A 10,789-nucleotide genomic window follows, 5' to 3' on the forward strand; every position below is an offset into this window, starting at 1 on the left:
TGGACTACTTCCACCGCTCGCACGCATGGATGACGAGCTTCGGGCCGTACGACAAGCCGCAATACGCCGTAACCGTGCTCGTAGAACACGGCGGAGGAGGCGGAAGCGCGGCAGGTCCCGTAATAATGCAAATCTACGAAAAGCTCGCCCAGATGGGCTACATCGACGCCAACGCAACGACCAGCAAAGACAGCGCAAAGAAAACGAAGTAGGGTGGAATTTTAGAATTTAGCAAGCCTTTGCGGGCTTAAAATTTGGAATTTTATCTAGCCCCTTAAGTAAGATAAAAGTACAATAGTAAGGATTTAAATTATGATGAATTTTAACAGCAAACAGAAATCTCTAATTTTTATATTTTTATTGTTTATTGTTATTTATAGTATTGTAAATTGGAAACCAATTCAAAACCCAGTAATATATAAAAAAGCTCAAGCTATTAATATTTCCAATAAAGATAATATTTTAGATATAAATATTACTATAGACAAAGAAGCATTTTATATACTATACCTTATATATCCATATAATATAGGAAAAATTGAAGAAGATAATGTGAATATAGGGCATAATAACAACATAACCTTGGGGCTTACAATAACCCCGTTTAATATGAAACAAACGGATTGGAGATATTTTAAAGAAAGCGATAAAAATATATATCCTGATAATGCTAGAATTTTAGAACATAAAGATAATTTTAATACTATTTTCAGTTTTTCCAAAGATGTTTATGATTTTATTGCTACTGCTCCGAATGGTACGAACGGCAAGTATAAAAGGATAGCTACAGTAAAACTACAAAAAGGTAAATATACTATAAAGTTAGAATTTTTAAATAGCATGGCATTAGAGGCCAAGGATATAATATATTTAGAAATGGAAGAAATGCAAAAAGAACGATTTTTTAGATTTTAATTTTATAAGGGAGACAAAATGTCAAATATAAACAAAGTGTAAAAGGCAACAAATGCGGCACACAATGCTTTGCTTGCTTAAAATTTTAAAATTTAGCGTAGCTGAGGCTTAAATTTGATGAGAGATCACGACAAAGAGTTTTGAAGGCGCCGAAATGAAACGCGATATAAAAGCCAAATTGATCTTAAAAGCTATAAATTGGGGAGTAGGGCGATAAAAGAGTTCATTAAAAAATGTTTTGAGCTAAAAGGGGTGAGGATTTTATCCTGGATCGCCTTACTCTTTTTTACAATAGATTGTTTGGGCGTTATATTTGCCAGCATAGACGCGGTTTTTTTTGGCGGAGTATAGCGGTTACGATATCGCGAATCCGTTTTCTATCGTTTTAAAAGCTTTTGAACTAACGTGGCACGAAGAGGCGAGCGATAGCGAAAGCGATATTTTCGGCGCTATGGTATTGTATCTATTTTGCGCGACGGTAATTTTGCCTCTAATCATCTGCTGCTTCGTATTTTCAAAGATAAAGGCTTTTATTCTGCTGGATAAAATTTCCGCCGCATCCGTATTTTTTATAAGTGTATTTTATGCTTATACGCTAGCTGTGATAATCCTAGCAAAAGCCGATTTGACCTTATTGGGTCATCTGTTTGATCGCTCAAATTTTAATTTTAATATAATGATGATAAGCGCTTTATCGTCGCTAGTAATCGCATCTGTGGTGATTTTTATTCTAAAAAGAAGCGATAAAATTTAATGCGGATAAGTTGGTTTAACCATCTTTTTTAGTTAATTTTACGTAAATTTATATGCAAAATTTTATGAATAGAATTTGAGAAGTATAGAAATTTAAAGGGGGCAAATTTTGAAACGATCTTAAAATTTGCCCCTTTGGCTTCAAATTTAAAGCTTGCCGGCATTTCAAATTTTATAATCTAAAATCCTCGCACTTCCAAATTTTAAAGCTTAAAATTCCTACCTTTTAAATTTAAAATTCTAAACTCCGAGGCATAAATTTTAGCTCGATAAAATTTTAAAATTTCAAACTTGAAATTTCACTTTGATAAAAATTTTATTCGGCAGAATTCAGCTCGATAAATTTTAAATTTACGCCGCTAAATTTACTCTATCGAAGCGCGGAATTTACCCCGCAGGATAAATTCCGCAGAATTTTACTTCATCCTCTTTATCCCGATCTCGCCGCCTTGCGCGCTGATTTCGATCCGATCGCCGGTTTTGATCTCGTCGCTTAGGATCATATCGGCTATCTTATCCTCCACTAGATCGTAAAGCGCCCTGCGCAGCGGTCTTGCGCCGTATTCGATATCAAAGCCCGCCGAGGCGATGAGCTTTTTGGCGTCTTCGCTCAAGCTCGCGCTAATGCCGCGGTTTGCGAGAGTTTTTTGTAGGCCCTTAAACATAATGCCCACGATTTTGATGAGATTGTCCTCGCTTAGGGCGTTGAAGATCACGATATCGTCCAGGCGGTTGATAAATTCGGGCTTAAAATAATTCTTCAGCTCGCCCTTTATCGCCTCCTCGCGCTCTGCAAGCGCGACCTCACGCGGCTTGCCCGCATTTTTGGCGTCAAGTTCCATAATCTTAGCCGAGCCGATATTGCTCGTTAGGATGATGATCGTGTTTTTGAAATCGACCGTAACGCCCTTGTTGTCGGTCGCGCGTCCGTCGTCTAAAATTCCAAGCAGGATGTTAAAAACGTCCTTGTGCGCCTTTTCGATCTCATCAAAAAGCAGCACAGAGTAGGGCTTTCTGCGCACCGCTTCGGTAAGCTGTCCGCCCTCATCATAGCCCACGTATCCAGGAGGCGCGCCGAGCAAGCGGCTGACGCTGTGTTTTTCCATATACTCGCTCATATCAAATCGGATCATCGCCCGCTCGTCGTCGAATAAAAACCTCGCTAAACTCTTTGCGCTCTCGGTCTTGCCGACGCCGGTAGGTCCTAGAAACAAAAAGCTTCCGATAGGGCGGTTTTCGTTCACAAGCCCCGCTTTATTGCGCTTGACGGCGCGAGCGATGGCGTGCAGCGCCTCGTCCTGCCCTACGACGCTTTCTTTTAGGTGCTCCTCGATGTGGAGGAATTTCTCCTTTTCGGAGGAGAGCATTTTGCTTACCGAGATGCCTGTCCATTTACTTAAAATTTCAGCCACGCTCTCCTCGTCCACGCGGTTTCGCAAAAGTACTCCGTTTTCTTTCATCGCATCCCACTTCGCCTCAAGCTCCTTGACCTTCGCCTGCGCGGCGGGGATCTTGCCGTATTCGATCTCGGCGGCCTTGCTAAGATCGCCGTTGCGTCTTGCTAGGCTCGCTTCGTTTTTGAGGCTATCGATCGCCTTTTTCTCCTCGCTGATGCCGCCGAATACGGACTTTTCATTTTCAAATTTAGCCTGAAGCGCATTTTTCTGCTCGGTTAAATTTTCGATCTCTTTATCGATCTGCGCGAGCCTCTCGTCGTTTTTGCCGTCATCCTCCATCTTAAGGGCTTCCTTTTCGACCTGAAGCGTAAGGATGTCGCGCTTAGCCTTGGCAAGCTCGTTTGGCTCGCTTTCGATCTGCATTTTAAGCTCCGCCGCCGCTTCGTCAATGAGATCGATCGCCTTATCCGGCAGAAATCTATCGCTAATGTAGCGGTCGCTTAGCCTTGCAGCCGCCACAAGCGCGCTATCGGTGATGGTGACGTTGTGATGCACCTCTAGCCGCTCCTTTATGCCGCGCAGGATCGCCGTAGCCTCACTCACGCTAGGCTCCGCGACCGTTACAGGCTGGAAGCGGCGCTGAAGCGCAGCGTCTTTTTCAAAATACTTTCGGTACTCTTTCAGCGTCGTAGCGCCGATTGCGTGCAGTTCGCCGCGCGCAAGGGCGGGCTTTAGGATGTTTGCGGCATCCATCGAGCCTTCGCTTGCGCCCGCACCTACGATGGTGTGAATTTCATCGATAAAAAGCACGACGTTCGCGGCTTTTACGACTTCGTTGATGACGGCTTTGAGCCTATCTTCAAACTCGCCGCGGTACTTCGCGCCCGCGATCAGCGCACTCATATCAAGCGCTATGACGCGTTTGTTTTGCAGGCTGAGCGGTACCTCTTTTTTGGCGATCAGCTGTGCAAGACCTTCGACGACCGCGGTTTTTCCAACGCCCGGCTCGCCGAGTAGGATAGGGTTGTTTTTCGTCTTGCGGATTAAAATTTGCATCATTCGCGAGATCACCTCGTCGCGACCGATGACCGGATCGAGCTCGCCCGCGATCGCCTTGGCAGTGAGATCGACGCCGAATTTACTAAGCGCCTCAAGCGTCTCGTCGGCGGTTTGCGAATCGATACTTTTGCCGCCGCGAAGCGCCTCAAGCTCTTTTTTGATCTCGCTAAGATCTGCAAATTTAGACAGAATTTTCTTTAGCGGATCGGCGTTTAAATTTGCGATCAGCCAGGTATCTACGGCGATAAATTTATCGCCCGAGCTCGTCATCAACCCCTTTGCGAGCTCTAGCGAGTTCATCAGCTCGCGCGAGATACGCATGTTTTCCTTCGTGACGTTTGAGCTGGTCGGCAAATTTGAAATTTCGCTTTTGATCTCAAGCTCGACCGCGGTCTTTTCGATGCTAAATTTATTAAAAATTTGGTTTAGCACCGAGCCGCTGTCGGCTACCAAAGCCCAGAGCATGTGCAATACGCCCACCTCGCTATTTTTGGAGTGGATCGCTAAAGAAACGCTGCTTTCGAGCAAAGAGCGCATTTTGTCGGTTAAAATTTCAATAGTTTCGTTCATAAATTTTCTCCTAAAGTTGAAGTTGATTGCATTATATAACTTTAGTCTGTTTATGTCAAGGTTTTTTAGTGAGATTTTAAAATTTTCGGCTTAAATTTATCCGTAAACGCGCAAATTTCGTATGAAATTTACCTTATTTTTAGCCAATTTTCTATAAAATTCACTCCATTTTACTTTCAAGGATAAACTTTGCGACAAAAACACCTCTTCTTCGGCTTGGGATTCATATTTTCTCTATTTTTAGGCGTCAGTTTTTTTACCGGAAATTTACAAGCCAGAGAGGTCAACGCGACCAAAAAGCCAGACAGCGAAAAAACGCGTCTGGAGGCGCTAGCTAAGCTTACCAAAACGCTTGCGATCGTCGAAAACAATTACGTCGATGAGATGACCTTCTCGGAACTCGTGGACAAGACGATCTCGGGGCTTATGAATAACCTCGACGCGCACTCAAGCTATATGGACGAAAAGGCGTTTAACGACACGAAAGTGCAAACCGAGGGCGAGTTCGGCGGGCTTGGAATTCAGGTGGGTATGAAAGACGGCGCTCTGACAGTCATCTCGCCTATCGAGGGGACTCCTGCAGATAAGAAAGGCATTCAGGCCAACGACGTGATATTGCGTATCGACGGCAACGCGACCTTCGGCATCACGATCGACGATGCGGTCTCAAAGATGCGCGGCAAGCCAAAAACTAAAATCACTCTAACGATCGTGCGTAAAGGCGTTAGCAAGCCTTTCGACGTCGAGATCATACGCGACATAATCAAAGTGGAATCGGTTTATGCCAAGATGATCGAGGATGATAAAATTTTATATCTGCGCGTTACAAATTTCGATCAGCACGTGGTAGCGGACGCGAGCAAATTTATAAAAGAGCACAGAGACGCCAAGGGCATTATCTTGGATCTGCGAAATAACCCGGGCGGGCTTTTGGATCAGGCGATCGGACTCGTAAATTTATTTGTCGGCAAGGGGCTTATTGTCTCTCAAAAAGGGCGCGCGAAAAACGAAACCGAAGCTCACAACGCCGATCCTAAAAAGAAGATCACCGATCTGCCGCTCGTGGTTTTGGTTAATGGCGGCAGCGCAAGCGCGAGCGAGATCGTAAGCGGTTCGCTTCAGGATCTAAAGCGTGCGGTAGTCGTCGGCGAAAACACCTTCGGCAAGGGAAGCGTGCAGGTAATCCTGCCGATCGAGGACAAAGAAGCCTTGCGACTTACCATAGCTCGCTACTATCTCTCAAGCGGTCGCACCATACAAGCGGTGGGCGTGACGCCCGATCTCGTAGTGGCGCCGGGCAAGGTGCCGAGCCGCGACGAGGATGAATTTTCGCTAAAAGAAGCCGATCTTAAAAAGCACCTAAAAAGCGAGCTTGCCAAGGTTGAGACCGATAAAAAAGAGAAAAAAGACGAGCAGAAAAAAGATGAGAAAAATTTCATCACCAAAGAGCAGATCGGCAACGATATCCAGTTAAAAACCGCAATAGACGCGATAAAAATTCTAAACATCAAGTAAGGAGAGTGTGATGCAAGCTACTAAAAAAGAGCTCATCTACGAAGGCAAGGGCAAAAAGATGTGGTCGGTTAACGAAAGTGACGACCTTTTGATCTCAGAATTTAAAGATTCGCTGACGGCGTTTAACGGCGTCAAAAAAGCCGAAGAGAGCGGCAAAGGTGCGCTGAATTGTAAAATTTCGACGCTGATTTTTGATCTGCTTAAAAAGCACGGCATCGCCACTGCGCTTGTTGAGACGATCAGCCCGACCGAGCAACTCGTAAAAAAATGCAAGATTTTCCCTCTTGAGATCATCGCTCGCAATATCGCTACCGGCTCGCTTACAAAGCGCCTGGGCATCAAAGAGGGCACGAAGCTTCCGTTTACGCTGGTAGAGTTTTGCTACAAAGACGACGATCTGGGCGATCCGATACTAAACGACGAGCATTGCGTGCTGCTCGGCGCCGTAAAGAGCCAAAGCGAGCTTGACGAGCTTAAAAATATCGCGCGCAAGATCAATGAAATTTTGGTTAAATTTTTCGACGAGCGAAATTTAAAGCTAGTGGATTTCAAGATCGAGCTCGGCAGGGATAGCGACGGCAATATTCTGCTTGCAGACGAGATCAGCCCCGATAGCTGCCGCTTTTGGGACAAACAGACCGACAAGAAGCTCGATAAGGATGTATTCAGACAGGATCTCGGTAGCGTAAAAGTGGCCTACGAAGAGGTCTTGCGTAGAATTTTAGGATAAGCGATGAAGGTAATCGTAAACGTAAGACTTAAAGAGGGCGTGCTCGATCCGCAGGGCAAGGCGGTCAAACACGCCCTCGCTTCGCTTGGTTTTAGCGGAGTAGAGGATGTGCGCGTAGCCAAACAGATCGTGCTTGAGCTAAACGGCGAGGATAGGGATAAAATTTACGCCGACGTCGCTAGGATGTGCGATGAAATTTTGGCAAACACCGTCATCGAAGACTACGAGATCGTGATATGAAGGTAGCGATCGTAAATTTCCCCGGCACCAACTGCGAGCGCGATAGCAAATACGCTTTTGACGCGCTGGGTTGCGAAACGCAGATAATCTGGCATAAAGAAACCGCCATAAACGCCGATCTGATCGTGCTGCCTGGCGGATTTAGCTACGGGGATTATTTGCGAACCGCAGCGATTGCTAAATTTAGCCCTGCGATGAAGGCGGTGGCGGCTCATGCTGCGCGCGGCGGCTATATTTTGGGTATCTGCAACGGCTTTCAGATGCTTTTGGAGCTGAAGCTGCTTGCAGGAGCGATGAGTAGAAATATAAATTTAAGCTTCATCTCAAAATTTCACCATCTGCGCGTCGTTTCAAACGACAATAAATTTCTGCGCTGTTGCGACAAGGGCGAAATTTTAAATATCCCGATCGCGCACGGCGAGGGCAATTATTACGCGGACGCCGATACGCTAAAATCGCTATACGACGATGATTGCGTACTTTTGAAATACTGCGACGCAAAGGGCGCGGATCTAAATCCAAACGGTTCGGTGGACGCAATCGCCGGGATTTGCGATAAAAACAGAAAGATTTTCGGTCTGATGCCGCATCCTGAGCGCGCAATAGAGCCTATTTTAGGCGGCACGGACGGGATAAAAATGTTAAAAGGGTTAATTTGCTAAAAAAATTTTTTACGATTCTGGGCGTATGCGCGATCGCTTTTGCGGCGCCTGAAATTGAGATCGATTCGCTCGACGATCTAAGTAAATATGCGCCGAAAAAGAGCGAGGATAAGCCGGACGATGCGCAGCAGCGCGATAATTCCAAGGTTATGTTGAAATACAATAAAAAAGAGGTTATGTCTATGGAAAATCTTAGCATAGACGATCTCAAGGCCTTGGCTCCTACGAATGAAGTCGATCTGGACGTATCCGACGATAAAATTTATCAGGACATCAAACCCAAAGAGCTTACGCTAAAAGCTAGCGGAATGCCTAGAAAAGTCTATTACAATCAAATTTTTAAGATCGATTTCGCCGTGTATCTGGGACAGAAGATTACCGTCACGCCTAAGCTTGCGATCAGCCGCACGGACGGCGTTAAGTGGCTGAACGAGGACAAACTTGCTTGGATCGAGGGCGACGAGATGTTTGAGACTACGCTGTGGTTTGAAGCAAGCGGCAAGGACGCCAAGATCAATGAGTTTGTTCTGACGCTGGAGCGCAACGGGGAATTTTTTGAAAAAAGCTCGATCAAGCCCGCTAATCCCGAGTTTGTCAAACTCGACGCGAAGGCGAATTTTTCCCATATCGTAGCCGACGAGCTGAAGCTCAAAAACTATAAAACCGCCAAATTTGACGACGCTTCAAATTTACTCACGCTCGATCTTGGTGTGCGAAACGGCGCGATCGGATCCTTTCACATTGATAATCCCGCCATAATCAAGCAGGGCGTGGACTCCGTGCGCGGCACATACGCGAGCCAGAGCGGATATTATTTCGCCGTCGTGGACAATAACGTCACAAATTTAGACTTCAGCTACTTCAATCTACAGACGAAAAAATTTGAAAATTTCGGACTTGAGCTCAATCCGCGCGCCGAGGATCTTAGCACGCAGATCGGGCTAAATCCGAAAGAGAGTAAATTCGAAGCCTACAAGCAGATCGCGATCTATACCCTCGCAGCCGGGCTTTTGGTGATGTTTCTGCTTAGCAAAAATATCACGCCGCTCATCTTTGCGGTGCTGATTTTAGCGGTAAATTTCTACGCACAAAGACCTTACGGCACGGGCAGCATCGCGCAAAATTCTCCCGTTAGAATTCTGCCTATGCAAAGCTCCACGGTATTTTACGTAACCAAAAATGCCGAAAAGGTCGAAATTTTGGGCACGAATAAGGATTTTTACAAAATTATGCTTGGCGGTAATAAGATCGGCTGGGTAAAAAAGGATGAGCTTGTCAAGGATTAGAGCGCTATTTTACGCGTTTTGGTTTATTTTCACCGTCGTTTGGGTCGTAATCGCTATGACGGTGAAAAACTCCTCTCATCGCCGCTTCCGCCGCATTTGGGGGCGCCTTCAGCATTTCGGCGCCAGATACGACATCGAGATCGTGGGCACTCCCGATCCGCGCGCGCAGCTACTCATCGCCAACCACCAAAGCATAATGGATATCGTCGTGCTCGAAGAGACCCATCCCGGCGATATCTGCTGGATCGCCAAAAAAGAGATCGCCGACATCCCTATCATCGGCAAAATCATCACGCTTCCGAAAATGATCCAGGTCGATCGCTCAAATCCGCGCGATCTGGTGCGGATCGTGCACGAAGTGCAGCAGCGCGTAAGCGAAGGGCGCGTCATCACGATGTTCCCCGAAGGCACTAGACATCGCGGCACGCAGCTTTTGCAATTCCAAAGCGGAGCCAAAGCGATCGTTAGCAAGCTCGGTCTGCGCGTCCAGCCCGTGGTACTCATCGGCACGCAGCACATCGCAAACTCTCACGATTTCACCGTCCACAGCGGACACGTCAAAATCATCTACCTAGACCTGCTCGACACGAGCGATAAAGATTGGCTGCAGCACGCCAGAGACACGATGCAAGCCGTAATCGACGAAAACGAAACCGCCGAAGCGTAGGCGGAATTTATAAATTTATCACTAAATTCAAACGCGACTTTTGTTAATCCGCGCGATTTCTGCGCGACAGCGCGTTCATTCGTCGCTTTGATTTGCGGCGGCGGAATTTTATAAATTTCGTCCGCTCGTGCAGACGGCTGAATTTTAAAATTTTATACATGCGTTCAGGCGGTGGAATTTTAAAATTTCATCTAAGCGGCGGGCGGCGAGTTATAGGCAAGAGATAGGCAAGAGATAGGTAGGAAAACAGCGCCTGGATAAAACGAAATTTTAAAATTTACGCGGCGCGGCAAGATAGAGCTTAGCGTATATTTAGCCATTTGCGCGAATGGCTAAACGATTTGTCGCAAGAGCAAAGGCGGCGGCAACCCGCAAGCAGCCTAAAATTTTAAATTCTTAAGGAGTAGAGAATGGCGTTTATTACAGAGCGTATTTCAAAAGAGGATATCGAGAAATATGATTTACTAAAACCGTGCAATGAGATATTTAAAAAATATCATCAGGGCGAGCTTGATTGGGCAAACTTAAATTCAAGAAGTTGGTGTATAGATAGAGATAGGGGTATTTGGCTTTTTGTGGTGCGTAGTATTATTATTGGGGATCCAAGAGATATGAATTATAGCGGAGAAGTTATATGGCTTTTGCACTATAAAGGTAAAGATATAGAGATCGATTTAAGAGATATATACAACGAAAATACTAGCACGAAAATTACGGATAATCCGTTTAAAATAATATATGAGTTAGAATCCATAAGAAGCGATATCGGGGATATACCAAAACAAGAAATTGTAGATATTCTAAAAGAAATTTTAAATGAGTTTAAGGGAGGAGACGTTATAACGTATTTTATCCCTAAAGAGAATATTCAAGTAATTTTCAGATCTAAAATTTAAAGAAAAAGGATGAAATATGAGCTATACTGCAGAACAAGCAAATGCCGAATTAAAGAAATAGTAGATGATTAAACCGCCTGCGATTAAGAAAACTATTTG

The 10,789-nt window shown here is 45.3% G+C and carries 11 protein-coding genes; 10 read left to right on the forward strand and 1 reads right to left on the reverse strand.

The genetic code is table 11. The annotated features are described in order from the left end of the window. The 3 genes from Q0438_RS09520 to Q0438_RS09530 form a co-directional block, all read left to right on the forward strand. Positions 1-212, forward strand: a 212-nt coding sequence (locus Q0438_RS09520) for a penicillin-binding transpeptidase domain-containing protein (RefSeq protein ID WP_299190414.1), incomplete at its 5' end; no start/stop codon positions are given. Between the two features lie 100 nt (positions 213-312). After that, positions 313-915: a hypothetical protein gene (locus Q0438_RS09525; protein ID WP_299190415.1), complete on the forward strand. Its 603-nt coding sequence runs from the start codon at positions 313-315 to the stop codon at positions 913-915. 337 nt (positions 916-1,252) lie between these two features. Beyond that, the gene (locus tag Q0438_RS09530; RefSeq protein WP_299190416.1) at positions 1,253-1,669 is read left to right on the forward strand and encodes a hypothetical protein; all 417 of its coding nucleotides are present in this window, start codon (positions 1,253-1,255) and stop codon (positions 1,667-1,669) included. A 415-nt stretch (positions 1,670-2,084) separates the two neighbouring features. On the opposite strand, the gene Q0438_RS09535 is transcribed toward Q0438_RS09530, so the two are convergent. After that, the gene (locus Q0438_RS09535) at positions 2,085-4,694 is read right to left on the reverse strand and encodes an AAA family ATPase (RefSeq protein WP_299190417.1); all 2,610 of its coding nucleotides are present in this window, start codon (positions 4,692-4,694) and stop codon (positions 2,085-2,087) included. A 216-nt stretch (positions 4,695-4,910) separates the two neighbouring features. Here Q0438_RS09535 and Q0438_RS09540 point away from each other — a divergent pair, with 216 nt between their 5' ends. The 7 genes from Q0438_RS09540 (at position 4,911) to Q0438_RS09570 (ending at position 10,690) form a co-directional block, all read left to right on the forward strand. Further along, positions 4,911-6,209 carry a S41 family peptidase gene (locus Q0438_RS09540; protein WP_299190425.1) on the forward strand — a complete coding sequence of 433 codons (1,299 nt, stop codon included), beginning with the start codon at positions 4,911-4,913 and terminating at the stop codon, positions 6,207-6,209. 10 nt (positions 6,210-6,219) lie between these two features. Continuing rightward, positions 6,220-6,939 (forward strand): phosphoribosylaminoimidazolesuccinocarboxamide synthase, encoded by a 720-nt coding sequence (purC, locus tag Q0438_RS09545; RefSeq protein WP_297916649.1) that lies wholly within the window; start codon positions 6,220-6,222, stop codon positions 6,937-6,939. Positions 6,940-6,942: 3 nt separating this feature from the next. Beyond that, on the forward strand, positions 6,943-7,179 hold the full coding sequence (gene purS / locus Q0438_RS09550; protein ID WP_297916651.1) for a phosphoribosylformylglycinamidine synthase subunit PurS: 237 nt from the start codon (positions 6,943-6,945) through the stop codon (positions 7,177-7,179). Further along, positions 7,176-7,841, forward strand: coding sequence for a phosphoribosylformylglycinamidine synthase subunit PurQ (gene purQ / locus Q0438_RS09555; RefSeq protein WP_299190418.1), 666 nt, complete (start codon positions 7,176-7,178; stop codon positions 7,839-7,841). Before purS ends, purQ begins: the two co-directional genes overlap by 4 nt. Then, complete coding sequence (locus Q0438_RS09560) at positions 7,835-9,127, forward strand: SH3 domain-containing protein (protein ID WP_299190420.1); 1,293 nt, start codon at positions 7,835-7,837, stop codon at positions 9,125-9,127. Before purQ ends, Q0438_RS09560 begins: the two co-directional genes overlap by 7 nt. Further along, complete coding sequence (locus Q0438_RS09565) at positions 9,108-9,794, forward strand: lysophospholipid acyltransferase family protein (RefSeq protein ID WP_299190422.1); 687 nt, start codon at positions 9,108-9,110, stop codon at positions 9,792-9,794. The genes Q0438_RS09560 and Q0438_RS09565 overlap by 20 nt, the downstream gene beginning before the upstream one ends. Positions 9,795-10,204: 410 nt before the next feature. Beyond that, a complete protein-coding gene (locus Q0438_RS09570) occupies positions 10,205-10,690 on the forward strand; it encodes a hypothetical protein (protein ID WP_299190423.1) in 486 nt (161 codons plus the stop codon). The last annotated feature ends 99 nt before the right edge of the window (positions 10,691-10,789 follow it).

The organism is uncultured Campylobacter sp. (genome assembly GCF_938030785.1).
In the GTDB taxonomy this organism is placed as follows: domain Bacteria; phylum Campylobacterota; class Campylobacteria; order Campylobacterales; family Campylobacteraceae; genus Campylobacter_B.